22 protein-coding genes and 5 tRNA genes are annotated in these 24,880 nt (G+C 61.7%); 13 read left to right on the top strand and 14 right to left on the bottom strand.

Translation table 11 applies throughout. From position 1 onward, the window contains the following. Position 1 precedes the first annotated feature (1 nt). The 11 genes from ACLBXN_RS21465 to folC form a co-directional block, all read right to left on the bottom strand. Positions 2–78: transfer RNA gene (locus tag ACLBXN_RS21465), tRNA-Asp, on the bottom strand. A gap of 48 nt (positions 79–126) precedes the next feature. Next, positions 127–202: transfer RNA gene (locus ACLBXN_RS21460), tRNA-Glu, on the bottom strand. An 87-nt stretch (positions 203–289) separates the two neighbouring features. Beyond that, a tRNA-Asp gene (locus ACLBXN_RS21455) sits at positions 290–366 on the bottom strand. Positions 367–414: 48 nt separating this feature from the next. Beyond that, a tRNA-Glu gene (locus ACLBXN_RS21450) sits at positions 415–490 on the bottom strand. A gap of 46 nt (positions 491–536) precedes the next feature. Beyond that, a tRNA-Ala gene (locus ACLBXN_RS21445) sits at positions 537–612 on the bottom strand. A 68-nt stretch (positions 613–680) separates the two neighbouring features. Beyond that, positions 681–2,087, bottom strand: coding sequence for a glutamate--tRNA ligase (gene gltX / locus ACLBXN_RS21440; RefSeq protein WP_447613501.1), 1,407 nt, complete (start codon positions 2,085–2,087; stop codon positions 681–683). Between the two features lie 152 nt (positions 2,088–2,239). Further along, the gene (locus ACLBXN_RS21435) at positions 2,240–3,451 is read right to left on the bottom strand and encodes an O-succinylhomoserine sulfhydrylase (protein WP_003061097.1); all 1,212 of its coding nucleotides are present in this window, start codon (positions 3,449–3,451) and stop codon (positions 2,240–2,242) included. A 298-nt stretch (positions 3,452–3,749) separates the two neighbouring features. Continuing rightward, positions 3,750–5,258 (bottom strand): amidophosphoribosyltransferase, encoded by a 1,509-nt coding sequence (gene purF, locus ACLBXN_RS21430; RefSeq protein ID WP_343678871.1) that lies wholly within the window; start codon positions 5,256–5,258, stop codon positions 3,750–3,752. 196 nt (positions 5,259–5,454) lie between these two features. Further along, on the bottom strand, positions 5,455–5,952 hold the full coding sequence (locus tag ACLBXN_RS21425) for a CvpA family protein (RefSeq protein WP_447613500.1): 498 nt from the start codon (positions 5,950–5,952) through the stop codon (positions 5,455–5,457). A 28-nt stretch (positions 5,953–5,980) separates the two neighbouring features. Next, the gene (locus ACLBXN_RS21420; protein WP_447613499.1) at positions 5,981–6,931 is read right to left on the bottom strand and encodes an SPOR domain-containing protein; all 951 of its coding nucleotides are present in this window, start codon (positions 6,929–6,931) and stop codon (positions 5,981–5,983) included. 58 nt (positions 6,932–6,989) lie between these two features. Continuing rightward, positions 6,990–8,315 (bottom strand): bifunctional tetrahydrofolate synthase/dihydrofolate synthase, encoded by a 1,326-nt coding sequence (gene folC / locus ACLBXN_RS21415; RefSeq protein WP_167009615.1) that lies wholly within the window; start codon positions 8,313–8,315, stop codon positions 6,990–6,992. Between the two features lie 100 nt (positions 8,316–8,415). Between folC and ACLBXN_RS21410 the strand changes: the two genes are divergently transcribed. From ACLBXN_RS21410 to argG, 4 genes are all read left to right on the top strand, one after another. Then, a complete protein-coding gene (locus ACLBXN_RS21410) occupies positions 8,416–8,778 on the top strand; it encodes an ArsC family reductase (protein ID WP_447613498.1) in 363 nt (120 codons plus the stop codon). A gap of 125 nt (positions 8,779–8,903) precedes the next feature. Further along, positions 8,904–9,650 (top strand): glycine zipper 2TM domain-containing protein, encoded by a 747-nt coding sequence (locus ACLBXN_RS21405; protein ID WP_043005874.1) that lies wholly within the window; start codon positions 8,904–8,906, stop codon positions 9,648–9,650. Positions 9,651–9,799: 149 nt separating this feature from the next. Continuing rightward, positions 9,800–10,117, top strand: a complete 318-nt coding sequence (gene ppnP, locus ACLBXN_RS21400) for a pyrimidine/purine nucleoside phosphorylase (RefSeq protein ID WP_447613497.1) — start codon at positions 9,800–9,802, stop codon at positions 10,115–10,117. 106 nt (positions 10,118–10,223) lie between these two features. Next, entirely contained in the window at positions 10,224–11,561 is a 1,338-nt protein-coding gene (argG, locus tag ACLBXN_RS21395; RefSeq protein ID WP_003057205.1) for an argininosuccinate synthase, read from the top strand. 108 nt (positions 11,562–11,669) lie between these two features. Here the strand turns inward: argG and ACLBXN_RS21390 are convergent, their stop codons facing one another. Then, positions 11,670–12,125: a hypothetical protein gene (locus ACLBXN_RS21390; protein ID WP_003057208.1), complete on the bottom strand. Its 456-nt coding sequence runs from the start codon at positions 12,123–12,125 to the stop codon at positions 11,670–11,672. 141 nt (positions 12,126–12,266) lie between these two features. Further along, the gene (gene acs, locus ACLBXN_RS21385) at positions 12,267–14,261 is read right to left on the bottom strand and encodes an acetate--CoA ligase (RefSeq protein WP_447613496.1); all 1,995 of its coding nucleotides are present in this window, start codon (positions 14,259–14,261) and stop codon (positions 12,267–12,269) included. Positions 14,262–14,620: 359 nt separating this feature from the next. Between acs and ACLBXN_RS21380 the strand changes: the two genes are divergently transcribed. The 6 genes from ACLBXN_RS21380 to proX (ACLBXN_RS21355) all read left to right on the top strand — a co-directional run bounded on the left by ACLBXN_RS21380 (position 14,621) and on the right by proX (ACLBXN_RS21355) (position 22,008). Then, positions 14,621–15,259 carry a YqhA family protein gene (locus ACLBXN_RS21380; protein ID WP_447613495.1) on the top strand — a complete coding sequence of 213 codons (639 nt, stop codon included), beginning with the start codon at positions 14,621–14,623 and terminating at the stop codon, positions 15,257–15,259. 719 nt (positions 15,260–15,978) lie between these two features. Beyond that, positions 15,979–17,271 (top strand): glycine betaine/L-proline ABC transporter ATP-binding protein ProV, encoded by a 1,293-nt coding sequence (proV, locus tag ACLBXN_RS21375; RefSeq protein ID WP_447613494.1) that lies wholly within the window; start codon positions 15,979–15,981, stop codon positions 17,269–17,271. Positions 17,272–17,289: 18 nt separating this feature from the next. After that, positions 17,290–18,534 (top strand): glycine betaine/L-proline ABC transporter permease ProW, encoded by a 1,245-nt coding sequence (gene proW / locus ACLBXN_RS21370; RefSeq protein WP_447613493.1) that lies wholly within the window; start codon positions 17,290–17,292, stop codon positions 18,532–18,534. 20 nt (positions 18,535–18,554) lie between these two features. Continuing rightward, positions 18,555–19,610: a glycine betaine/L-proline ABC transporter substrate-binding protein ProX gene (gene proX / locus ACLBXN_RS21365; protein ID WP_447613492.1), complete on the top strand. Its 1,056-nt coding sequence runs from the start codon at positions 18,555–18,557 to the stop codon at positions 19,608–19,610. 174 nt (positions 19,611–19,784) lie between these two features. Further along, positions 19,785–20,855, top strand: a complete 1,071-nt coding sequence (proX, locus tag ACLBXN_RS21360; protein ID WP_447613491.1) for a glycine betaine/L-proline ABC transporter substrate-binding protein ProX — start codon at positions 19,785–19,787, stop codon at positions 20,853–20,855. Positions 20,856–20,961: 106 nt separating this feature from the next. Then, positions 20,962–22,008 carry a glycine betaine/L-proline ABC transporter substrate-binding protein ProX gene (gene proX / locus ACLBXN_RS21355; protein WP_447613490.1) on the top strand — a complete coding sequence of 349 codons (1,047 nt, stop codon included), beginning with the start codon at positions 20,962–20,964 and terminating at the stop codon, positions 22,006–22,008. 77 nt (positions 22,009–22,085) lie between these two features. Here the strand turns inward: proX (ACLBXN_RS21355) and ACLBXN_RS21350 are convergent, their stop codons facing one another. Next, on the bottom strand, positions 22,086–22,598 hold the full coding sequence (locus ACLBXN_RS21350; protein ID WP_447613489.1) for a hypothetical protein: 513 nt from the start codon (positions 22,596–22,598) through the stop codon (positions 22,086–22,088). 124 nt (positions 22,599–22,722) lie between these two features. Between ACLBXN_RS21350 and ACLBXN_RS21345 the strand changes: the two genes are divergently transcribed. From ACLBXN_RS21345 to ACLBXN_RS21335, 3 genes are all read left to right on the top strand, one after another. Beyond that, positions 22,723–23,409: a DUF3334 family protein gene (locus tag ACLBXN_RS21345; protein WP_211455615.1), complete on the top strand. Its 687-nt coding sequence runs from the start codon at positions 22,723–22,725 to the stop codon at positions 23,407–23,409. Positions 23,410–23,472: 63 nt separating this feature from the next. Continuing rightward, positions 23,473–24,111 (top strand): hypothetical protein, encoded by a 639-nt coding sequence (locus ACLBXN_RS21340; protein WP_447613488.1) that lies wholly within the window; start codon positions 23,473–23,475, stop codon positions 24,109–24,111. A 233-nt stretch (positions 24,112–24,344) separates the two neighbouring features. Then, positions 24,345–24,827, top strand: coding sequence for a MarR family winged helix-turn-helix transcriptional regulator (locus tag ACLBXN_RS21335; protein WP_447613487.1), 483 nt, complete (start codon positions 24,345–24,347; stop codon positions 24,825–24,827). Positions 24,828–24,880: the final 53 nt, after the last annotated feature.

Here is a 24,880-nt window from a genome sequence, read left to right as displayed (position 1 = left end):
CTGGCGGAGTGGACGGGACTCGAACCCGCGACCCCCGGCGTGACAGGCCGGTATTCTAACCAACTGAACTACCACTCCTGGCAGGAAGCTTTACTACATATTATATAGCTGCAAGCGCTTCAAACTTGGCGACCCTACGGGGATTCGAACCCCGGTACTCACCGTGAAAGGGTGATGTCCTAGGCCTCTAGACGATAGGGTCATAACCTAGAATCTTTGCTTTCGCACCGATTAAAAAAGCGCCTTCTGAAAATAAAGGCGCTTTTTTTAATCAAGCGACTAGCCAAACTGGCGGAGTGGACGGGACTCGAACCCGCGACCCCCGGCGTGACAGGCCGGTATTCTAACCAACTGAACTACCACTCCTGGCAGGAAGCTTTGCTACATATTATATAGCTGCAAGCGCTTCAAACTTGGCGACCCTACGGGGATTCGAACCCCGGTACTCACCGTGAAAGGGTGATGTCCTAGGCCTCTAGACGATAGGGTCAATTCCTAGAACGATTCGAGTCTTGCGACTCGCCGTCATTAAATTTTGGTGGAGGTAAACGGGATCGAACCGATGACCTCTTGCATGCCATGCAAGCGCTCTCCCAGCTGAGCTATACCCCCAAAAACTCTCTGCAAGACAACCTTTTAATCAGTCGCGTTTTGCAGAGACTCGAATTATAGACAGGTTTTTAGCGATTTTTCAAACGCGCGATAACTTTTTCACGTCCAAGCAATTCCAGCACCGCATCGACCGACGGCGTATGGGCTGTGCCCACCGTCAAAACACGCACAGGCATGGCCAACACAGGCATCTTCACGCCCTGCGCCTTGAGCAGCTCCTTGATCGCAGCCGCAATGGCTTCCTTGGTCCATTCCACGTTTTCCACCACGGCAGCAAATGCATCCAGCATGGGGTTGGCCGCCTCGGTCACATGCTTGGCGTAGTCTTCCGCATTGCGCTCCACGCTGTCCACATAGAAGACCTTGGCCCAGTTGGCCAGATCCACCAAGGTCTCGCAACGATCCTTGAACAAGGCAGCAATGCGCACCAGACGGTCATCGGCATCGATCAGGCTCTCGGCCACGCCCGCCTTGACGACAAAGGGCTTGACCAACCGGGCCAACTCGGCGTCGTCCATGGCCTTCAGATGCTGGGCATTGACCCAGCGCAGCTTGGCTTCGTCAAACTGGCCGGCGCTGCGACCCAGGTGATCCAGGTTGAACCACTCCAGGAACTGGGCACGGCTGAAAATTTCGTCGTCGCCGTGGCTCCAGCCCAGACGGGCCAGATAGTTCACCATGGCGTCGGGCAGATAGCCCTCATCGCGGTACTGGGTCACGGCCTTGGCACCGTTGCGCTTGCTCATCTTCTCGCCTTGCTCGTTGAGCACGGTGGGCAGATGGGCAAAGGTCGGCACGGTGGCGCCAAGCGCCTCAAAGATGTGGATCTGGCGCGGCGTGTTGTTCACATGGTCGTCGCCACGGATGACATGGGTGATATTCATGTCCATGTCGTCCACGCAGACGCAGAAGTTGTACGTGGGCGTGCCGTCGGGGCGGGCAATCACCAGATCGTCGAGCTCGGAGTTCTGGAACTCGATACGGCCCTTGCACTTGTCGTCCCAGCCCACCAAGCCAGTTTGCGGAGTCTTGAAGCGCAGCACGGGCTTCACGCCTTCGGGAATCGCGGGCAGGACCTTGCCCTCCTCGGGGCGCCAAGTGCCGTCATAGCGGGGCTTTTCCTTGGCAGCCATCTGCTTTTCACGCAGTGCGTCCAGCTCCTGCATGCTCATATAGCAGGGGTAGACATAGCCCTTTTCCTGCAGCGTGGCCAGCACTTGCTTGTAGCGATCCATGCGCTGCATCTGGTAGAACGGACCTTCGTCGTGGTCCAGTTGCAGCCATTCCATGCCTTCCAGGATCACGTCCACGGAAGCCTGGGTGGAGCGCTCCAGATCGGTGTCTTCGATGCGCAGCACGAAGTCGCCGCCATTGGCGCGCGCAAAAGCCCAGGGATAGAGAGCGGAACGAATATTGCCCAGATGGATGAAGCCCGTGGGCGAAGGGGCAAAGCGGGTGCGAATTTTGTTTGTCATATCAGAAATCCTTGTACGGCATTCCCTGCGCCAAGGCTGCGGCGCTTGAGGCGCGCGCAGCCTCGGTCAGAGATGCCGAGCAAGAGCCGCCTCGCAGCGCAGGTATCGCTCCCCTGGAGAGGGGGAAGGCGCGAAGCGACTCAGGGGGTGTTTCACAGGGTATCCAGTCCGCGAGCCAGGTCGACCTTGAGGTCTTCCAGATGCTCAAGGCCCACGGAAATACGAATCAGACCCTGGCCCACGCCGGCAGCCTGACGCTGGTCCTCGGTCAGACGACCATGCGAGGTGCTGGCGGGATGGGTGATGGTGGTCTTCACATCACCGAGGTTGGCCGTAATCGAGCACAGACGCGTGCTGTCCACCACATGGAAGGCATTGGCACGCAGCTGCTCGGCACCCTCGCCCACTACGTCAAACGCCAGCACGGCACCGCCCATGCCGTTTTGCTGACGCATGGCCAGCTCGTGCTGAGGATGGCTCTTGAGGCCCGGGTAGTACACACGTGCCACCTTGGGATGGGCTTCCAGCCAGGCAGCAAACTCCAGTGCCGCAGCGCTTTGCGCCTTGACGCGCAAAGCCAGGGTTTCCAGGCCCTTCATCACCGTCCAGGCGTTGTAGGGAGCGATGTTCAGACCACCGCTGCGCAAGAAAGTGCCCATGACCTTGTCCACCAGCGCAATGGTGCCGCAAACCGCACCAGCCATGACGCGACCCTGGCCGTCGAGGAACTTGGTGCCCGAATGCACGACGAGGTCGGCGCCGAACTTCACGGGCTGCTGCAGCACGGGAGTCGCGAAGCTGTTGTCCACGGCCAGCAGCGCGTTGTTGGCGTGTGCCAGCTCGGCCAGTGCCGCGATGTCGCAGAGATCGGTCAGCGGGTTGGTGGGCGTCTCGGCAAACAGCATGCGCGTGTTGGGCTTTATGGCAGCCTTCCAGGCTTCGATATCGGTCTGCGAGACAAATGTGGTTTCCACGCCGAAGCGTGCCATCTCGGTTCCCAGCAGCTTGATGGTGGAGCCGAACATGGACTGCGAGCAGATCACGTGATCGCCCGTCTTGAGCGCCGTCAGTGCCACCAGCAGGATGGCCGACATGCCGGTGGAAGTCGCGACCGCACATTCCGTACCCTCCATGGCCGCCAGACGCTTTTCAAAGCTGGTGACAGTGGGGTTGCCGGTGCGGCTGTAGGTGAAGCCTGGCTCTTCATTGGCAAAGCGGCGCGCTGCGGTCGCCGCATCGGGCTGCACAAAGCTGCTGGTCATGTACAGGGCTTCGCAATGCTCGCCCCACTGGCTGCGCTCGACCGCTTCGCGCACGGCCAGAGTTTCAGGATGCAAACCTTCGGGTAATGTCTTGTTGGTCACAATCGTCAAATCCAGATGGTTGGTACCGGTCATGAGTCCGCTGCAGACCGCCAATCAGGCCCGCACGCATGCTGCTCTACCAGCTTGACCGGCGGCACTCGCCATGCCGGTCTTTGAATATGCCTTGCTCATATTCCAAAGAATCCGAGTCAAATCAGACTCAAACGCTTTATGGACATACGTCATGCGCTCACTATTAAAGAGCACACCGACCGCGCGGCTCTGCCATTGTCCTCCCGAATGAAAAGGGTTGCCTAAGCAACCCTTTCCGACTCGGTCATTCGCTGCGCTTTAACGCTCAGCTTTCCTGAGCATTGGGCAGGGAAAGGCGCGAAGTGTCTTCGCTCTCCTCTTCGCTGCCGCGGTTGCGGCCCTCGTTGAGCGCCGTCACCTCTTCATCGGAGATATCGCCGGTGATGTAGATGCCGTCGAAACACGATGCCTCGAAACCGCTCACCTGGGCATTGATCTTGCCCACGGCCTGCTTCATGGCTTCCACGTCCTGGTAGATCAGTGCGTCGCAGCCGATGACCTGGCGAATCTCCTCGACCGTACGGCCGTGAGCCACCAGCTCGGAGCGAGTGGGCATGTCGATGCCATACACATTGGGGTGACGCACGGGAGGCGCGGCGGACGCCAGATACACCTTGTTGGCACCTGCATCGCGCGCCATCTGCACGATTTCCTTGGAAGTGGTGCCGCGCACGATGGAGTCATCGACCAGCAGCACATTGCGCCCCTTGAACTCGCTGCTGATGGCATTGAGCTTCTGGCGCACCGACTTCTTGCGCGCTCCCTGGCCGGGCATGATGAAGGTCCGACCCACATAGCGGTTCTTCACAAACCCTTCGCGATAGGGCTTGCCCAGCAGCTGGGCCAGTTGCATGGCGCTGGGGCGGCTCGATTCGGGGATGGGAATCACCGCATCGATTTCATTGGGAGGCACCATGGAGATCACGCGCTTGGCCAGCGTCTCACCCATGTTCAGGCGAGCCTGATAGACCGAGATGCCGTCCATGGTGGAGTCGGGACGTGCCAGATACACATACTCGAACACGCAGGGATTGAGCTGGGTCTTTTCAGAGCATTGCTGGCTTTCGACGCGGCCGTCGTTGTGCACGAAGATCGCTTCGCCGGGAGCAATGTCGCGCTCGAACTGATGGGTTGTACCCTCCAACGCCACGGACTCGCTGGCCAGCATGATGGTGCCATCATTGCCGCGGCCCATGCACAGCGGACGAATGCCGAAGGGATCGCGGAAGGCCAGCAGCCCGTAGCCGGCAATCAGCGCGATCACGGCATAAGAGCCCTTGATGCGCTTATGCACCGCACGCACGGCCTTGAAGATTTCCTCGCTCTGCAGCGGAGCGCCGCTGGAGGCGCGCCCGATCTCGTGCGCCAGCACGTTGAGCAGGACTTCGGAGTCGCTTTCGGTGTTGGTGTGGCGGTGATCGGTATCCGCCAGTTCGCGGCGCAGCTGCTTGGCATTGGTGAGATTGCCGTTGTGCACCATGACGATACCGAAGGGCGCATTCACGTAGAAGGGCTGAGCCTCTTCCTCGCTGGAGGCATTGCCCGCCGTGGGATAACGCACCTGACCCAGACCCACATCACCGGGCAGAGCACGCATATTGCGGGTGCGGAACACATCCTTCACCATGCCCTTGGCCTTGTGCATGAAGAACTTGCGTTCCTGCTGGGTCACGATGCCGGCTGCATCCTGCCCACGGTGCTGCAGCAGCAGCAAAGCGTCATAAATCAGCTGATTCACGGGTGTGGTGCTCACCACACCAACGATTCCACACATAGTTGCGTTCCATCTGTTCGCGAAAGTCGCCCTTCGCCACACTCGCCTGCTTCGCCACCCATTGGCTAGCCTGCGCTTTGATATCCGGCATGGCGGATCACGCCAACACCAAACTCTCGTCGGCACCCACTGCGTTTTACAGCAAGCGCCTTAGCCACTTTCCACCCTGAGGTAAATTGCGGCAAAAAACTTCGCTTCAAGAGGAAGCCTTGGGCAGATACTGCCCCCACTCCTGCGGCAGTGCCGGCAGCGCCCAGCCCAGCACCTCGCTCAGCCAGGGCGCCAGGGCCGAGTCCTGCCACCACAAGGCCTTGTGCAGCGGCGTGTACTGGATCACCAGTGCCAGCACCAGCAGCAGCAGCCCCCCGCGCAGGACGCCAAACAAGGCGCCCAGGGTGCGATCCACAGGCCTCAGCCCCACGGCTTCAATCAACTGCTTGGACAGCCAGGAGATCACTCCCCAGGCGAACATGGATCCCACCAGCAGCAGCACAAAGCCTGCCGCATAGCGCAGCTGCATGTCCCAGCCGTCCAGCGGCAGCCATACCGCCACCTCTTGCGCCCAACTGCGCGCGACCACAAAGCCCATCACCCAGCCCAGCAGAGACAGGACTTCGTAGACCAGACCACGCCAGGCTCCTAGCAACAAGGAGGCCAGCACAACGGCCACAAACATCCAGTCCAGCGTGCTCATCAATCAAACCGTTGCCGAGAAACCGGGCTCAAGCCTTGAACACCGATGCGGGCAAGCCCAGGGACTTGGCCCTGGCCGCAGCCTTCTCGGCTTCCTCGCGGCTCTTGAAAGGCCCCATGCGAACTCGTGTGCGCTTGCCATCCTTGGTATCCACGGTCTGGGTAAAGGCTCCGGCCCCCAGCTTGCCCTTGATTTCATTGGCCTTGCCGACTTCCGCAAAGGCGCCGATCTGAACGATGAAGCGTTCGTTGGTCGCTGCAGCCTCCTTGGCCGGAGCAGCTTCCGAGGTACTGCGGCCCTCCAGCAGTGCACGGGCACGAGCGGCCTCGTCCACCTTGGGTGCTTCAGGCTTGTGCTTGGGCTCGGGTTTGGCTTCCGGCTTCTTGATCTCGGGTTTGACCTCTGGCTTGACCTCGGCCTTGGGCTTTTCGGGCTTGGGCTCCGGCTTGCGCTCAGGCTTTACCTCGGGCTTGGGCTGAGGTTTGACTTCTGGTTTGGGCTCAGGCTTGACCTGAGATGCCACCACAGCGGCAGTGCCAGCGGCTGCCGCTGTCACCGCAGCCCCAACCACAGGAGCAGCAGGCGCAATGGCGGCAGCCGCAGGGGCGGCAGGCCTGGCCGAGGGCGCAAGCACTTCTTCTCCGTCATCCAGGGAAGCATTGGCAGCAACACGCCCTGACGGTGCGACCGTCTGGCTCGCCACCTGGGTGCCAGGCACGACTTCGGGGGCCGAATTGGCCTGATCGGGAATTTCAATCGGGATATTGACCGGGATGGGACGTGGCTGCGTATCGAACAACAGCGGGAAGCCCACCACACCGATCAGCACCAGCACGGCCGCCCCGATGAGGCGATGACGTGCGCGGCGCCGCATGGCTTCCACGCTTTCGCCCTGGGCCAGGCGACTGGGGCGCTTGGCTCCGGCCACGGACTCGGCTTCGTCTTTTTTGCCAGGCCAACGGAAATTGAAAAATGCCATGAGTGAGGACTTGTTGAGGCCCGCCACCCAGCAAGAGCCGGAGCGGCAGGCCGCTGACTCAGTGAGTCAGGTGTTTGGCGTTCAGACGAGGCGTGCCGTTTTGCAACACTCCGCCCACGGTGAAGAACGATCCAAAGACCACGATTCTATCAGCCGCCTCCGTGGCCGCCACTGCGGCATCCAGGGCCTGCTGGGGATTGGCAAAGGTCTGCATGCTCACATCTTTGCGGATCACGCCCTGGGCCTGCAACTGCTGCAGCTTGGCCTTCAGGTTTTCCGCGGAGTCCGCACGCGGCGTGGGCAGGTCGGTGAAATACCAGCGATCGACCAGCGGCCCCACCTTGGTGAGCATGGGCTCCCAGTCCTTGTCGGCCATGGCGCCGAATACGGCATGCGTAGTCGGGAAGTAGCCCATGGCATCGAGATTCGCCGTGAGCGCCGCCACCGAATGCGGGTTGTGCGCCACATCTAGCACCAGTGTGGGCTGACCGGGAACGATCTGGAAGCGACCGGGCAGCTCCACCATGGACAAGCCCGTGCGCACGGCCTGTGCCGTCACCGGCAGCTTGCCGCGAATGGCCTCATAGGCGGCAAGCACGCCGGAGGCATTCATCAGCTGGTTGGCGCCACGCAGCGCCGGATAGGCCAGCCCCGCATAACGGCGACCACGACCGGCCCAGCCCCATTGCTGCTTGTCGCCGTCGTAGTTGAAATCCTTGCCGAAGCGCCAGAGGTCGGCACCGATTTCGGCCGCGTGATCGATCACGCTTTGCGGCGGCACCGGGTCGCTGACGATGACGGGACGACCGGCGCGCATGATGCCGGCTTTTTCGCGGCCAATGCTTTCGCGGTCCGGACCCAGAAGCTCCATGTGATCGAGATCGATGCTGGTAATGATGGCGCAGTCGGCATCGATGATGTTGGTGGCATCGAGCCGGCCTCCCAGGCCCACTTCCAGAATCGCCACATCCAGCCTGGACAGGCTCATGAGGCGCAATATCGCCAGCGTGGTGAACTCGAAGTAAGTGAGTGCAACCTCTTTGCCATCCTTGACCCTGGCCTGCTCCACCGCTTCAAAATGCGGAATCAGTTCCTCGGCCTTGACGATCTCGCCGCCCACACGGCAGCGCTCTTCAAAGTGAACCAGATGCGGCGAGGTATAGACACCGGGGCGAAAGCCGGACTGCAGTGCCACTGCTTCCAGCATGGCGCAGGTCGAGCCCTTGCCATTGGTGCCGGCCACCGTGATGACGGGGCAGTCGAATTGCAGGCCCATGCGCTGTGCGACTTCACGCACGCGATCCAGACCCAGGGCGATGTTCTGGGGATGCAGGCGCTCGCAATAAGCCAGCCAGGCATCCAAGGTGGGAAATATGGTGTGCATACTGGTCGCTATTGTCGCCCACTGTCAGAGGCCCTATGGCTGCCGGCACTTGGCAAATGCGTTACATCTGACTCCAACCGTTTCACCAATACCGAACACCATGAGCAAGATCACCACCGTCTACGGCATCCCTAACTGCGACACCGTCAAGAAAGCACGCAGCTGGCTCAGTGAGCAAGGTATTACTTACCAGTTCCACGATTTCAAGAAGCAAGGCGTTCCCGCCGAGCGCCTGCCCCAGTGGATGCAGGCCGTGGGCTGGGAAAAGCTGCTCAACCGCCAGGGCACAACCTGGCGCAAGCTTGATGAAGCGACCAGGAACAGTGCCGTGGACGCAGCCAGTGCCGCCGCCGTGATGCAGGAACACGCCAGCACCATCAAGCGCCCCGTAGTGGAGTGGGCCGATGGGACAATCACCGTCGGCTTCAAGGCCGATGACTGGAATACGACGCGAAGCGCTTGAGCAAACGCTCACATTCACACATTGCTTTACCTAGTTTTACGGGGCCGAGAGCTTGAATTTACGCAGATCCCCTAAACTTTTTGGTGATCTGATGCGTTAAAGCTTCAGAGACAGGAGAGATGTTGATGAAAACTCTGGCAGTTTTGACTTTGACCGCCGTGGCCGCCACCGGGGCCTATGCCCAGGAACGTGGCCGCGTGCTGTCCTCGACCCCCATCACCCAGCAGGTCGCCGTGCCGCAGCAAGTCTGCAGCGACCAGCCGGTGGCGGTCGCTCCTCGCCCCACCGGTGCAGGTGCCGTGGTCGGAGCCATTGCCGGCGGCCTGATAGGCAATGCCATCGGCGGCGGTGGCGGCCGTGCAGCGGCCACGGCCGCAGGTGTGGTCGGCGGTGCCATGCTGGGCAATCAGGCCGAAGCCTCCGGCCCGGTGCAGTACCAGAACATGCGCCAGTGCAGCACGCAGACCTTCTACCAGAACCGCACCGTGGGCTACAACGTGACCTACGAGTACAACGGTCGCAGCTACACCACGCAGACCGCCAACCCGCCCGGCCAATGGATTGCACTGAATGTGCAGCCCGTGGCCAACGACCCGGTCTACAGCAACGACGGCTACTACAGCACCCAGACGCCTCCCCAGGGCGCCTACAGCACCAGCTATCCGCAGAATTACGACAGCGGCTACTACGCCCCTCAGCCCGTGGCTCCCACCTACTCGGTAGGTTCGACCTATTCGGCCTCTGACTATGTGGCGCCGCTGCTGATCGGGGCAGCCATTGGTGCGGGTGCCTACTACGCCACCCGCCCGGGCCACTACTACCGACCCGGCTACCGTCCGGGCTGGCATGGCGGCCACGGCTGGCGCCGCTGACCCGAGTCGATCCGGCCTTGCAGGCCGCCCAGGAGCCCCTTCACGGGGCTCTTGTTTTTCCTGCCTTTGCCGGGCATTCGCGCAGGTGCAAATCCCGTGGCCTAAAATCAATGCTTTTGATCTTCGACCACGCACAGCGTACTTCTTCCATGACCACCGAAACCATCGCAGGCGTCAGCCTCGCCACCAAGGCCAATGTTTACTTTGACGGCAAGTGCGTCAGCCACAGCTTCACGCTGGCCGACGGCACCAAGAAGTCGGTGGGCGTGGTGCTGCCTGCAACGCTGACCTTTGGCACCGCAGCTGCAGAAATCATGGAATGCGTGGGCGGCTCCTGCGAATACAAGCTCGACGGCAGCGACGAGTGGAAGAAGTCCTCGGCCGGCGAGAGCTTCCAGATTCCCGCGAACTCCAAGTTCGACATCCGCGTGACCGAGGCTTACCACTACATCTGCCACTACGCGTAATCCGCGCCTGGCCCGGCTTCGGGCCAGACCCGAGAATTTCAAGCCTTTTCAGCCCCAATCGCTTACCCATCAAGCGCTTGCAGCTATCACTTTGAAGAGAAATCTCATGGAAACCATTCTGCAACATGTTCCCGTCGGCCAGAAGGTCGGCATCGCCTTCTCCGGCGGCCTGGACACCTCTGCCGCCCTGCGCTGGATGAAGAACAAGGGTGCCCTGCCCTACGCCTACACGGCCAACCTGGGCCAGCCCGACGAAGCCGATTACGACGAAATTCCCCGCAAGGCGATGGAATATGGCGCAGAAAAGGCCCGTCTGATCGACTGCCGCCCCCAGCTGGCCAACGAAGGCATTGCTGCCATCCAGTCCGGCGCCTTCCACATTTCCACCGGCGGTATCACCTACTTCAACACCACGCCCCTGGGCCGTGCCGTGACCGGCACCATGCTGGTGGCGGCCATGAAGGAAGACGACGTCAACATCTGGGGTGACGGTTCGACCTTCAAGGGCAACGACATCGAGCGCTTCTACCGCTACGGTCTGCTCACCAACCCCGCGCTGAAGATCTACAAGCCCTGGCTGGACAGCAACTTCATCGACGAGCTGGGCGGCCGTGCCGAAATGTCGGCCTTCATGACCAAGGAAGGTTTCGGCTACAAGATGTCGGCCGAGAAGGCCTACTCCACCGACTCCAACATGCTGGGCGCCACCCACGAAGCCAAGGATCTGGAATTCCTGAACTCCGGCATCCGCATCGTGAACCCCATCATGGGCGTGGCTTTCTGGAAGCCAGAAGTCGAAGTCAAGGCAGAAGAAGTCTCGATCACCTTCGAAGAAGGCCGCCCCGTGGCCATCAACGGCAAGGAATACACCGATGCCGTGGAAGTCTTCCTGGAGCTGAACCGCATCGGCGGCCGCCACGGCCTGGGCATGAGCGACCAGATCGAGAACCGCATCATCGAAGCCAAGAGCCGCGGCATCTACGAAGCCCCCGGCATGGCCCTGCTGCACATTGCCTACGAGCGCCTGGTGACCGGCATCCACAACGAAGACACCATCGAGCAGTACCGTATCAACGGCCTGCGCCTGGGCCGTCTGCTGTACCAGGGCCGCTGGTTCGACCCCCAAGCCATCATGCTGCGCGAATCCTCGCAGCGCTGGGTGGCCCGCGCCGTGACCGGCACCGTGACGCTGGAACTGCGCCGCGGCAACGACTACTCCATCCTGAACACCGAGTCGCCCAACCTGACCTACGCTCCCGAGCGTCTGTCCATGGAAAAGGTCGAAGACGCGCCTTTCAGCCCCATCGACCGCATCGGCCAGCTGACCATGCGCAACCTGGACCTGATCGACACCCGCGCCAAGCTGGCCATCTACTCGCAAGCCGGCCTGCTGAGCGTGAGCAGCGCCAACGCTCTGCCACAGCTGGGCAACGACAAGAAGTAATTCGACCCGCGCCCACGAAAAAGCCGCTGCACTGCAGCGGCTTTTTTCATGCCAAATATGCCTCAATCGCTTGCAGATAAAGCGATTGCAGCTATCAATACTGCATTGTCAGCGATTGATCTGGTGCACCTGCTGCTCCAGCTGCCCAACATAGGCTGCCGTGCTGTTGTCCGACTCCTGGGCACGCTGCACCAGATGTGCCTCCAGCACGTCGAGCCGGGCCATCACCTCCTCCTTGTCCCTGGCATGCAAGGCTTCGAGCACGCTGCGCAGCTCGGTGAAACGCGAAGCCTCGGCCTTGTCGGCCAGATCGCGCTGGGCCTGCATCTCCTTGGCGTGGCGGCGCGCCTCCAGCAGCACCGAGCCCTGCATCCACAGTACATAGGCGATGAAGAACACGCTCAGCAAAATCGTCAGCGCCAGCATGAGCACGCCCAACGGTGCCTGGATTTCAGTCAGGCCCAGCGAAACCGTTGCAGGCGTGGACAGCGCCGTCCAGTTGAAGGCAGCCAAAACGGCAATCAGGGCCACGATGATGGCAATGCAGATGGTGCGAAAGTTCATGCTCTTCTCCTTGTACTCCGAGATGCCTTGTTTTAACCCAAGATCGCATCGGCTTGCGTCAGCAAGCGCCAGAAATGACAAAGCCGCTGTTGCCAGCGGCCCTGTCGTCATGATGCGTTCAGATCAGCGGCATTCGCCGGCTCAATTGGTCTCCGACAATTGCTCGAGGATTGCGGGATTTTCCAAGGTGCTGGTGTCCTGGGTAATCGCTTCGCCCTTGGCCAGCGAGCGCAGCAGGCGGCGCATGATCTTGCCGCTGCGGGTCTTGGGCAGGTTGTCGCCGAAGCGGATGTCCTTGGGCTTGGCAATCGGGCCGATCTCCTTGGCCACCCAGTTGCGCAGCTCGGCCGCGATCTGCCTGGCCTCTTCGCCCGTGGGCTTGCCGCGCTTGAGCACCACAAAGGCGCAGATGGCCTCCCCGGTCAGGTCGTCGGGACGGCCGACCACGGCGGCCTCGGCCACCAGATCGGTCTTGGCCACCAGGGCCGACTCGATTTCCATGGTGCCCATGCGGTGGCCCGAGACATTGAGCACATCGTCGATACGGCCCGTGATCCGGAAGTAGCCGCGATCCTCGCTGCGCACGGCGCCGTCGCCAGCCAGGTAGTAGCCCTTGAGCTCATCGGGGAAGTAGCTCTTCTTGAAACGCTCGGGATCGCCCCAAATGGTGCGGATCATCGAAGGCCAGGGCTTTTTCACCACAAGGATGCCGCCGGCGCCATTGGGGATCTCGTTGCCGGCCTCGTCGACGATGGCGGCCGTGATGCCGGGCAGAGGCAGGGTGCAGGAGCCGGGCACCAGGGGTGTGGCACCGGGCAGCGGCGTGATCATGTGGCCGCCGTTCTCGGTCTGCCAGAAGGTGTCCACGATGGGGCAGCGCTCGCCGCCCACATGCTTGTGATACCACATCCAGGCTTCGGGATTGATGGGCTCGCCCACCGAGCCCAGCAGGCGCAGGCTGGACAGATTCCAGTTCCTGGGGTGGACGCTGGGGTCGGAGTCGGCCGCCTTGATCAGCGAGCGGATGGCCGTGGGCGCCGTGTAGAAGATGCTGCACTGGTGACGCTCGATCATCTGCCAGAAGCGGCCGGCATTGGGGAAGGTCGGCACGCCTTCGAAGACGATCTGCGTGGCACCGGCAGCCAGCGGGCCATAGGCCACATAGCTGTGGCCGGTGATCCAGCCGATGTCTGCCGTGCACCAGAAGACATCGCTGTCCCTGACATCGAAGGTCCATTCGAAGGTCTGCTTGGCCCACAGCACATAGCCGCCGGTGGCGTGCTGCACGCCCTTGGGCTTGCCGGTGGAGCCGCTGGTGTAGAGGATGAAGAGCGGATGCTCGGCATTGACAGGCACGGCCTCGCACTCGGTGGGCTGACCGGCCAGCGCATCGGTGAAGCTGATGTCGCGGCCCGCGACCATATTGCAGGCGCTGGCCGTGCGCTCATACACCAGCACGCTCTTGACGGCTTCGCAGCCACCCAGCGCAAGCGCGTCGTCGACGATGGCCTTGAGCGGCAGCTCCTTGCCGCCACGCATCTGGTAGTTGGAAGTGACGACCAGGCTGGCGCCCACGTCCACGATGCGCTCCTGCACGGCCTTGGCCGAGAAGCCGCCGAACACAACGGAATGCGTGGCACCGATACGTGCACAGGCCTGCATGGCCACCACGCCCTCGATCGTCATGGGCATGTAGATCAGCACGCGATCGCCCTTTTGCACGCCGCGCGCCTTGAGCGCATTGGCGAACTGGCTCACGCGGGCGAGCAACTCTTTGTAAGTGACCTTGGTGACTTCTCCGCCGTCGGCTTCAAAGATGATGGCCGTCTTGTTCTCCACGGGCGTGCCCATGTGTTTGTCCAGACAGTTGGCGCTGGCGTTGAGCTCGCCGTCGGCAAACCACTTGTAGAACGGTGGGTTGCTCTGGTCCAGCACCTGGGTGAAGGGCTTGGTCCACTGCACGTTCTCGCGGGCCAGCCGTGCCCAATAGCCTTCATAGTCGCGCTCGGCTTCGTCGCACAAGGCCTGGTACTGCGCCATGCCCGAGATGCGGGCCTTGGCGGCGAAATCCGCAGGGGGCGGGAACACACGGTTTTCCACCAGCACGGATTCGATGGTTGATGTCGCAGCGCTCATCGTTTTGTCTCCTGATGCATAAGCAATGAAATAATTGTGGGTGTACTGTCAAGGCTCGGTCTTACACCCCACTGACTGAAATTGAGAAGCGGCTTTTGCACGCCGTCAAGCCCGTCATTTGCTCCCATTTTTGCAGCAGAAAGCAACTGCTTGGTGTTGATTTGCTTGCACTTTTCACAAAACACCCCGGAACAAACCCTTAGAATCGCGCACCTGCTGCTGCAGAGGCCGGGGCCCACGTTGCGGCCAGCTCTCGAAGGCGCAGGCAGTCCGGGACGCGGCCCCAGCAAAACCAGTCTTACAAGGTGGCGGCATCCCGTTGCCCACCCATCGCATCCAGCCAGCCCCGCATACACATCATGAGCCGCATCCCTTCCGACGAAGCAGGCAACTCCACCCACCACACGCCGCCTGGCGGCTACCAGCCTTCCAGCGTATTGCGTCCCCTGCCCTCGCTGATCTTTGCCAGCCGCTGGCTACAGCTGCCGCTGTACCTGGGTCTGATTGCCGCCCAGGGTGTCTATGTCTGGCACTTTCTGGTGGAACTCTGGCATCTGGTGGAGGCGGTCTTCGGCAACCAGGAAGCCCTGCATGCCCTGATCACCAATATCGGCTACAAGAGCGATGTCCAGATCACCCATCTGAACGAAACCATCATCATGCTGGTGGTACTGGCCCTGATCGATGTGGTCATGATCTCCAACCTGCTGATCATGGTCATCGTGGGTGGCTACGAAACCTTTGTCAGCCGCATGGGGCTGGAGTCCCATCCCGACCAGCCCGAGTGGCTGAGCCATGTGAATGCCTCGGTGCTCAAGGTCAAACTGGCGCTGTCCATCATCGGCATCAGCTCCATCCACCTGCTCAAGAGCTTCATCAATGCCGGCAGCTATGAAGTGCAGGTGCTGATGTGGCAGACCATCATCCACGTGGTCTTCCTGCTCAGCGCCCTGGCCATTGCGCTGACGGACAAGCTCACCCAAAGCGCTCACCACTGAAGCCGCACCCTTCTCCCCAAAAAGCCCCGCATGGTTGTCCATGGAGGGGCTTTTTTCATGTCTGCAGCGAACGCAATGCTCGCCAAAAGCTGACAGCCGTCAAAAATAATCCGTCAATCCAGCACAAATCCTTATATATCAATAACTTGCGCCAGCCATTTTTACGTATGCGAATGTTTCAGCGGTGCCATTTCCGGCGAATGCTGAGGGCAAAGCTTACAGCTCGATTTGACGCATAAAACTCAATTCGATATATTAAAAAGTCATTTACAACCTGCCGCGCAGGTCGTCACTGCATTGTTGAGATGCGGTTGACTCACTTCCCGGCGGATCGTTGTGTCAATTCAAGAGCGCTTGCCGCTCTTTGGCGCAGCCCCGTCAACCGGGCCGAAACACGGCCCTGATGTAGGGGGCTCTCCCCGGCCGATGTGCCGGGGTTGGCCTGACAAGAAGCCGTGCAGATGCGTGCCAGTCGGTACCTGCTCTGCCAGCCAGCTGCTTCTTCCAATTTGCCAGCTCTTGCGCACACCTGGCTGTGCCATCCGGGCTGAAAACTCGGCGCCATCGCAGCGCCATCTGCATTGCGCAGTCCTGTCCACCAGACCGGGCTGGGCTGCGGCATCAGGGCTTTTATTTTGGCTTGTGCGCCAGCGCCCACCGGCATTACCGGTCGTGGGCGCTGGACTGTGTTCCATCCCATCAAAAAGGAGAACGCCACAGTGGCCAAGCAAATCGCTATCGATCATGTCTTCAAGGTCTTCGGCAACGATCCGAAAACCGCTCTCAGCCTCGTGAAACAGGGCCTGAGCAAGCAGGAGATCCTCGCCCAGACCGGGCAATCCATCGGCGTGTTCGACGCCGACTTCACCATCGAAGCCGGTGAAATCTTCGTGGTCATGGGCCTGTCGGGCTCGGGCAAGTCCACCCTGGTGCGCATGCTCAACCGCCTGATCGAGCCCACCAGCGGCCGCATCCTGGTCGACGGCCAGGACATCAATGCGCTTAACGACAAGGAACTGCGTGCACTGCGCCGCAAGGACATCTCCATGGTGTTCCAGTCCTTTGCGCTCATGCCCCACCTCACGGTGCTGGACAACACGGCCTTTGGCCTGGAGCTGGCCGGCGTGGACCGTGCCACGCGCCAGCAGCAGGCGCAGGATGCCCTGGAGCAGGTGGGCCTGGGCGCCTGGGGTGCCAGCTACCCCGACGAGCTCTCCGGCGGCATGCAGCAGCGCGTGGGCCTGGCCCGTGCGCTGGCCTCCGACCCCTCCATCCTGCTGATGGACGAGGCCTTCTCGGCGCTGGATCCCATCATCCGTACAGAAATGCAGTCCGAACTGTTGCGCCTGCAGGAAATCAAGCGCCGCACCATCGTCTTCATTTCCCACGATCTGGACGAAGCCATGCGCATTGGCGACCGCATCGCCATCATGAAGGACGGCATGGTGCAGCAGGTCGGCACGCCCGACGAGATTCTGCGCAACCCGGCCAACGACTATGTACGCACCTTCATCCAGGGCGTGGATGCGGCAGCCGTGTTCAAGGCGGCCGACATCGCCCGTCAGGCGCTGACCGTGATCTCCGAACACAGCGACCGTGGCTGCCGCGCCGCGCTGCGACTGCTGGAGGACTCCGACCGCGACTACGCCTATGTGCTCAATGCCCGCAAGCGCTTTCTGGGCATGGTCTCGTCGCAGTCGCTGCGCGATGCGCTGCACGGCCACGACGGAATGCTGGGCCTCAAGCACGCCTTCATCCCCGATGTGCAGCCTATCGCCAGCAACACCCCGGTGGCCGAGCTGTTCGGCGCCGTGGCCGCTCCGGCCTATCCGCTGCCCGTGGTCGATGAAGACGGCAAGTACCTGGGCGTGATCAGCCGTACCACCATGCTCAAGTTCCTGGATCGGGCCACCCCGCCGGTGCCGCCGCCCCAGAAGGAAATTCCACCCATCAAGCTGGACCAGCACTTCCAGCCCATGTCCAACACGCAAGCTGCCCGACACGCAGCGTAATAAAAGGAGGGAGCCGATTTGAACGACAACGCACTGAATACCCCCAACACAGAAACCAACAGCGCGGCCTTTGAAGACCCGTGGGCAGCAGCCTCTGCGCCCACCACCGAACCCACCAGCGCCGATGCCACAGCCTCGGCCGCAGATGCCGACCCCTGGGCCGCCTCCTATGCCGATGCGAATGCAGGCTCGGGCAGCGATGCCTGGAGCGGCGGCGATGCCGCCAGCCAGGTCAGCAGCACCGACTGGCTCAGCGCCCCCTCGCCCACCGATGTGCCCGAACATGACGGCGGCATCGGCCAGCTCTGGCACCAGATCACCACCGAGGGCCTGCCCGTGCAGGACTCGATCAACAACGGTCTCACCTGGGTCGTCGACCATTTCCGTCCCTTCTTCCAGGCCGTTCGCACGCCCATCGACGCCACGCTCAACGGCGTGACCGATGTGTTGCAGACCATTCCCATGCCCGCGCTGGTACTGCTGATTGCCCTGCTGGCCTGGCAGTTTGCGGGCCGCAAGCTGGCCATAGGCTCGGCCGTCGCCCTGCTGGGCGTGGCCCTGCTCGGTATCTGGTCCGAAGCCATGGTCACCCTGGCCCTGGTGCTGACCTCGCTGTTCTTCTGCATTGCCATCGGCCTGCCCGTGGGCATCCTGCTGGCCAGCAGCGACCGAGCCCAGCGCTGGACGCGCCCCTTCCTGGACGCCATGCAGACCACGCCGGCCTTCGTCTATCTGGTGCCGGTGGTCATGCTGTTCGGTATCGGCAATGTGCCCGGCGTGATCGTGACCATCGTGTTTGCGCTGCCGCCGCTGATCCGCCTGACCAATCTGGGCATTCGCCAGGTACGCCCTGACCTGATCGAGGCCAGCCGCGCCTACGGTGCATCGCCGGCCCAGCTGCTGTGGAAGGTGCAACTGCCGCTGGCCATGCCTTCCATCATGGCCGGTATCAACCAGGCGCTGATGCTGTCGCTGTCCATGGTGGTGATCGCTTCCATGATTGCCGTGGGCGGCCTGGGCCAGATGGTGCTGCGCGGTATCGGCCGTCTGGACATGGGTCTGGCCACCGTCGGCGGCCTGGGTATCGTGCTGCTGGCCATCGTGCTGGACCGCATCACCCAAGCCATGGGCGAGCCCAAGCGCGGCAGTGCCCGCTGGTGGGCCACCGGCCCGGCCGGTCTGGTCATGCGCCTGCTCGACAACAAGCGCTCTGCACCAGCCGCCAAGCGCGACAGCGAGGCCGCCAAGCCCGCGACGATCTGAATCAAGAACAAGGAGAACACATGAATACAGCCAACCACACTGTCAGCATCCGCAACGGCCTGGGCCACTGGCTGCTTGCCAGTACAGCCGCAGCCTCCATGGCCCTGTCCATGGTCAGCACCGGCGCCTTCGCTGCCGACGAGCTTCCAGGCAAGGGCATCAAGGTCCAGCCGCTCAAGAGCTCGATTGCCGAAGAAACCTTCCAGACCCAGCTCGTCATGAAGGCCCTGGAAAAGCTGGGCTACGAGGTCCAGCCCATGAAGGAAGTGGAATACCCCACGGCCCATATTGCACTGGCCAACGGCGACGCCACCTTCATGGCCAATCACTGGAACCCGCTGCACGCCGACTACTACAAGAATGCTGGCGGCGACGCCAAGCTCTACCGCAAGGGTGTGTTCTCGGCCAATGCCGCTCAGGGCTATCTGATCGACAAGAAGACGGCCGATGCGCACAAGATCACGAATCTGGGCCAGCTCAAGGACCCCGAAATTGCCAAGCTGTTCGACACCGACGGTGACGGCAAGGCCGACCTGACAGGTTGCACGCCCGGTTGGGGCTGCGAGGCCATGATCGAGCACCAGCTCGGTGCCTACAAGCTGCGCGACACGGTCACTCACAAGCAGGGAACCTATTCGGCGCTGATGGCCGACACCATCACACGCTACAAGGCCGGCAAGCCCATCCTCTACTACACCTGGACGCCCTACTGGGTGAGCAATGTGCTCAAGCCCGGCAAGGACGTGGTGTGGCTGGAGGTGCCGTTCTCCGCCCTGCCCGGCGAGCAGTCCGGCACCGACACCAAGCTGGCCAACGGCAAGAACTACGGCTTCATTGCCAACAACCAGCAAATCGTGGCCAACAAGGCCTGGGCCGAGCAGAACCCTGCGGCAGCCAAGCTGTTTGAAATCATCAAGCTGCCCGTGGGCGACATCAATGCCCAAAACTACATGATGAGCCAGGGCCAGAACAAGGCCTCCGACATCGAGCGTCACACCGACGGCTGGATCAAGGCCCATCAAAAGACTTTCGACGGCTGGATCAGCCAGGCTCTGGCGGCTGCCAAGAAGTCCTGACCCCCATCCCCGAATCACGGCGACCGCTTGCGCGGCCGCCGTTTTTTTATCACCGGGCCGCCCCGAGATAAAAGCGCCCCTCCTGGAGGGCAGCGAACCACACGCAGCGGGGAGCGTGGGGTGTCAATTTCAATCGGGCCGCAAGCCCAACCAAACCAAGGAGAGACAAGAACAATGAGCAAGTCTGTGCAGACCCCGACCCCAAGCCAACACACCAGGCGCCAGCTGCTGCTGGGCACGGCCGGCGCTGCGGCGCTGGGTCTGGGTCAGTCGCCTGGCTGGGCAGCCGGCCAGAATGTGCCTGGCAATGCGCTTCCCGGCCAAGGCATCACCGTGCTGCCCGTCAAGAGCGCTCTGGCCGAGGAGAGCTTCCAGACGCTGCTGGTGATGAAGGCGCTGCAGCAGCTGGGCTACACGGTAAAGCCCTGGGAAGAGCTGGACTACCCGTTGATCCATGTGGCCGTAGCCAATGGCGACGCCAGCTTCATGGCCAACCACTGGAACCCTCATCACGCAGAGTTCTATCAGCAGGCCGGTGGCGACGCCAAGCTCTCGCGCAAGGGCGTGTATGCAGCCGGTGCGGCCCAGGGCTACATGATCGACAAGAAGACGGCCGACGAACACAAGATCACCCATCTCGACCAGCTCAAAGATCCTGCACTGGCGGCCCTGTTCGATATCGACGGCGACGGCAAGGCCAATCTGATCGGCCCCAATGCCGGCTGGGGCGGCGAGGCCGTGGTGACCCACCAGATCAAGGCTTTCGGTCTGGAAAATACCGTCAGCTACACCCAGGGCAACTATCCGGCCCTGATTGCCGACACGCTGGCGCGCTTCAAGGCCGGCAAGCCTGTGCTGTATTACGCATGGACGCCCTACTGGCTCAGCAATGTGCTGCGCCCGGGCCAGGAAGTGGTGTGGCTGCAGGTGTCGCGCTCTTCCATGCCCGGCGTGCAGGCCGGCACCGACACCAAGCTGCCCAATGGCCGCAACTACGGCTTTCCGCTCAACAACGAGTACATCGTGGCCAACAAGCTCTGGGTCGAACAGAACCCGGCCGCCGGCAAGCTGTTCGAGATCATGCAGATTCCCATCAATGACATCAGCCGCCAGAACCAGCTGCTGCGCGATGGGGAAAGCAAGCCCGCCGATATCCAGCGCCATGTGGACGCGTGGATCAAGGCCCACCAAAAGACTTTTGACGCCTGGATTGCCCAGGCCAAGGCCGCAGCCCTGAAATCCTGATTCGCCAACGGCGCACCGGACCTGATCCGGGCGCCGTTTCCTTCATCAACCCTCTCGCTTTTTCATGCCGATTTCGGGGTAGGCACCCAACACCCAAGGAGTATTCATGCACAGCAACAAGCCCGCACATTCGCCTTTCCCAAACCTGCAGTACCAATACCGCTGTCTGACTGCCATTGCCCTGCTGAGCTTTGGCGCCACTGCCGCACAAGCGCAGACGAACACTGGCGAGCTGCCCGGCAAAGGCGTCTCGGTGCAACCGCTCAAGGGCACGGTGGATGAGGAAATGTTCCAGACCCTGCTGGTTTCGCGCGCTCTGGAGAAGCTGGGCTACCGGGTACAGCCCGTCAAGAGTCTGGAAAACGGCACCCAGCATGTGGCCGTGGCCCAGGGCGACGCCACGTTTACCGCCACTCACTGGATGCCGCTGCACCGTGCCTTCTATGAGAACAATGGCGCAGACAAGGCCTTCTATCGAGCCGGTACCTATTCGCGCAATGCAGTGCAGGGCTATCTGATCGACAAGGCCACGGCCGAGAAGTACGGGATCACCAGCATCACGCAACTCAAGGACCCAAAGCTGGCAGCGCTGTTCGACACTGATGGCGACGGCAAGGCCGATCTGACGGGCTGCAACCCGGGCTGGGGCTGCGAGCTGGCCATCAACAAACATCTCAAGGGACTGGATCTGGATTCCAGCATCACCCACAGGCAAGGCAACTACCAGGCCTTGATTGCCGACACCATCACCCGCTACAAAAACGGCAAGCCCATTCTGTATTACGTCTGGACCCCGTTCTGGGTGAACACCGTGCTGCGCCCGGGCAAGGAGGTCAGCTGGCTGGAGGTACCCAATATCCCCGGTGCCCAGGGCGAAGACCAGACCCAGCTACCCAATGGCAAGAACTACGGCTTCAAGCTCAATCAGCAATACATACTGGCCAACAAGGCCTGGGCCGAGAAAAATCCGGCGGCAGCCAAGCTGTTTGCCGTGATGCAGCTGCCCATCGAGGACATCAACGCCCAGAACATGCGCATGCGCCAGGGCGAGAGCAGCGCGGCCGATGTCGGCCGCCATGTGGACGGCTGGATCAAGGCCCATCAGCAGACTTTTGACGGTTGGCTGGAACAGGCGCGCGCCGCTGCCAAATAAGTATCAAAAACGGCCCCAGCGCTTGATGGTAAAGCGCTAGCAGCTATCAAAAGTGCTTGGAACAGCGGGCCCACTGCCTACCAGTTGGCCTTGGCATTACGGCAGGCCGCCTGGCTGGACAGGGCAACAAAGCGCTCCACCCGCAGCGCCAGCATCTTGCGCCCCTGCCGGGCCAGCACCGGATCGGCCACGGCTCGCTCCACCACCTGGCCCTGCACCTCGGCCAGCATGGCGATGGTGGCGCTGCTGCGCGTGTTCAGATAAGCCTGCTCCAGCAGCACGCTGTCGCCTTCGGGCAGGACGCTGATGACCTGACCGGTTTCACACTCCTGAAAGCGCGCTGTCTCGCCATCCAGGCTGTACAGTCCCTGCCAGCGCCCGCTTTCCTGACTGGGCTTGAGGCCCCCAGATAAAGGTCCGGCCTGCTTGACCGCAGCCTGGGTCTGGGCCTGCTTCTTGCCCGTCAGACCGGTCCAGGTCTTGTCCCAGGTCTGGGAAACCTTGTCCGTCATGCCGGACAAGCTCGAACAGGCGGTCAAACCCGTCACCACAATGACACTGGCCGCCAGGCGCCACAGCTTGCTCTGCATGAATACCTCTGATTTTGCAAAAGCAGGCACGTTAACAGACAGCGGCAGCCTGCAATTGCTGCAGATATCTCGATGCAACAAAGTGTTGCATACATAATCAGCCATCTCTTGAACCAATGCAGCCATGAGTCAACCCAACGCCCCCATCGTCCACGGCACCGAAGATGTGCTGATTGCCCTGTGCAACTCCGTCTCGCGCGTGCTGCAGGTGGCCACCCAGTGCCCGATCCAGTACTCGGGCATGGTGCAACGCATCACCAAGACCAGTCTCAAACCCGATATCGGCTGCTTCGTGCTCATCGATGGCGGCTTTTCGGCACTCATCATCATCAATTTCTCGGCCGATGCGGCCATGGAGCTCTACCGCAGCTATCTGCTGTCCATGGGCATGGCCGAGAGTGATCTGGCCAATTCCTATACCTCGGATGACGTGAGCAACGTCATGGGCGAGCTGATGAACCAGGTCGTGGGCGACTTCACCAGCAAGGTGCAGCGCGAGCTGCAAACCCATATCGCGCAAAGCCAGCCCAAGATGATCCGCCTGAACAAGCAGGTCAATCTGAGCGTGGATGCCAACCTCGATGCCCCCGAAGCTCGCCGCGTGACCTTCTACACGGGCAACAACAACATCTTCTATCTGGAGATGGCGGTGGATCACATGGAGTTCATCAAGATCAAGGACTTCGAAGCCCAGGAGAAGCCGGACCCCGATCTGGTCATGGCCCAGACCCGCGAAGCCCAGTCGGTTCAGCAGCCGGCGGCCCCAGCCTCCAGCGACACCGACGATCTGCTCAAGTCCCTGGGCCTCTAAGACAGCCTGGCAGCGCGTGAGGCGCCATGCCCCCTGCATGCTGCCTCCACCAGAAGAAACACCATGCGCACTCTCGCCTCTGCATTCATGTTCTGCAGTCTGCTGCTGACTGCGCAGGCAACGCTCGCTCAAAAGGCCCGCTGCGTCGATACCAATGGCAAAGGCAATGAAGCCATCATGCATGGCCAAAGCATGCACTCTGGCCAGCAGCTCAAGCGCCAGGAGCTCAAGCTCGATTCCACCATCCCCAGCGAAGAAGGGCGCCATATGTTCGCGTGGCCTTCAAGCGGCGGCAGCACGCATGAAAGCATACAGAAGCGCCTGGAGCTCAAGCTCGATTCTGCCATCCCCAACGAAGAAGGGCGCCATATGTTCGCGCGGCCTTCAAGCGGCGGCAGCACGCATGAAAGCATACAGAAGCGCCTGGAGCAGATGGACGCCGCAGCGGCCGCTGCCCGCTCGGGCCCCGGAGCCGGGCCGCGCCCCCAAGGCTTTCCATCCGCTTGCAGCAAGCCTGCAGCAGCCTCGCATCGGCCAACGCGCAGGCTGTCGCCACCTGACCACAGTCTGCCGATATCAGCCCTCTCCGGCCTTGGCATCGGCGTCGGGACCCACCCCTCCTGCCCCGCCTGCACTCTCAAAGCCGGTACGACCGGAGCCGCGCCAGGCACACCAGTGCCACTTGCCGCAAGCGGATGCTAGCAAGACCAAGCCTGCCCAGTCTCCGCCGCCGGCTTTCGGCGCCTGCTGGGCTCATGCGAGCCGCCCCTTCCCAGGCCAGGCCAGGCGAGAGCCTGTAGGGCAATGCCCTGCACAGCAGGCAAGTACGCCTCTTTGCCGACCAAAGGCGGCAGCGTGAAGTAACAAGACCCTGTTAACAAGATAAATACTGTTTGCGCAATAATTTGAATACCAACTATTTGAATGCATTCGCAATGTCCAGCACTGCATCACTGCCCAGCCGCCAGCGTCAGCTCATCTTCGTCATGGCACAGGTCAACAAGCAATGGCGGCGCACGCTGGACAAGGTCCTGGCTCCGCTGGGCCTGACCCAGGCGCTGTGGCTGCCTCTGGTCCATCTGGAGCGCAGCGCGGGAGCCATGCGGCAAAAGGATCTGGCCCAGGCGCTGGCTCTGGACAGCTCTTCTGTCGTGCGCCTGATCGATGGCCTGGAGGCCCAGGGCTGGGTGGAGCGCCTCGACGATGCCGACCGGCGCGTCAAGCGCATACAGCTCACGACAGCCGGCCTGGCACAGGTCGAGACCGTCAAGTCCATCGTGGCGGATGTCCGCAGCGAAGTCATGCAGGAGCTGGCCCCCGATCTGCTGGATGCCACCCTGGATGCACTGGAGACCATGCTGGAGAAGATGGCCTCCCTGGAGATGAGCGCCGACGCGGCTTCGCGACCGGGCAGCTGAAGGCGCGCCGCACACGCCGCCGTCCTCTCCCCGTCAGCTCCTGATCTCAACTG

The organism is Comamonas sp. C24C (assembly GCF_053345995.1).
Note: the sequence above shows the minus strand (reverse complement) of the source record. Positions and strands in the feature narration are given on the sequence as shown.

Bases quoted from the DNA above. Each gene is read 5' to 3' on its own strand.
- ppnP (WP_447613497.1), top strand. From the start codon at position 9,800: ATGACCACCGAAACCATCGCAGGCGTCAGCCTCGCCACCAAGGCCAAT.
- ACLBXN_RS21420 (WP_447613499.1), bottom strand. From the start codon at position 6,931: ATGGCATTTTTCAATTTCCGTTGGCCTGGCAAAAAAGACGAAGCCGAG.
- proX (WP_447613492.1), top strand. From the start codon at position 18,555: ATGAATACAGCCAACCACACTGTCAGCATCCGCAACGGCCTGGGCCAC.
- ACLBXN_RS21405 (WP_043005874.1), top strand. From the start codon at position 8,904: ATGAAAACTCTGGCAGTTTTGACTTTGACCGCCGTGGCCGCCACCGGG.
- ACLBXN_RS21380 (WP_447613495.1), top strand. From the start codon at position 14,621: ATGAGCCGCATCCCTTCCGACGAAGCAGGCAACTCCACCCACCACACG.
- proX (WP_447613491.1), top strand. From the start codon at position 19,785: ATGAGCAAGTCTGTGCAGACCCCGACCCCAAGCCAACACACCAGGCGC.
- ACLBXN_RS21350 (WP_447613489.1), bottom strand. From the start codon at position 22,598: ATGCAGAGCAAGCTGTGGCGCCTGGCGGCCAGTGTCATTGTGGTGACG.
- ACLBXN_RS21340 (WP_447613488.1), top strand. From the start codon at position 23,473: ATGCGCACTCTCGCCTCTGCATTCATGTTCTGCAGTCTGCTGCTGACT.
- argG (WP_003057205.1), top strand. From the start codon at position 10,224: ATGGAAACCATTCTGCAACATGTTCCCGTCGGCCAGAAGGTCGGCATC.
- ACLBXN_RS21390 (WP_003057208.1), bottom strand. From the start codon at position 12,125: ATGAACTTTCGCACCATCTGCATTGCCATCATCGTGGCCCTGATTGCC.
- ACLBXN_RS21345 (WP_211455615.1), top strand. From the start codon at position 22,723: ATGAGTCAACCCAACGCCCCCATCGTCCACGGCACCGAAGATGTGCTG.
- acs (WP_447613496.1), bottom strand. From the start codon at position 14,261: ATGAGCGCTGCGACATCAACCATCGAATCCGTGCTGGTGGAAAACCGT.
- ACLBXN_RS21410 (WP_447613498.1), top strand. From the start codon at position 8,416: ATGAGCAAGATCACCACCGTCTACGGCATCCCTAACTGCGACACCGTC.
- folC (WP_167009615.1), bottom strand. From the start codon at position 8,315: ATGCACACCATATTTCCCACCTTGGATGCCTGGCTGGCTTATTGCGAG.
- proX (WP_447613490.1), top strand. From the start codon at position 20,962: ATGCACAGCAACAAGCCCGCACATTCGCCTTTCCCAAACCTGCAGTAC.
- gltX (WP_447613501.1), bottom strand. From the start codon at position 2,087: ATGACAAACAAAATTCGCACCCGCTTTGCCCCTTCGCCCACGGGCTTC.
- ACLBXN_RS21425 (WP_447613500.1), bottom strand. From the start codon at position 5,952: ATGAGCACGCTGGACTGGATGTTTGTGGCCGTTGTGCTGGCCTCCTTG.
- ACLBXN_RS21335 (WP_447613487.1), top strand. From the start codon at position 24,345: ATGTCCAGCACTGCATCACTGCCCAGCCGCCAGCGTCAGCTCATCTTC.
- purF (WP_343678871.1), bottom strand. From the start codon at position 5,258: ATGTGTGGAATCGTTGGTGTGGTGAGCACCACACCCGTGAATCAGCTG.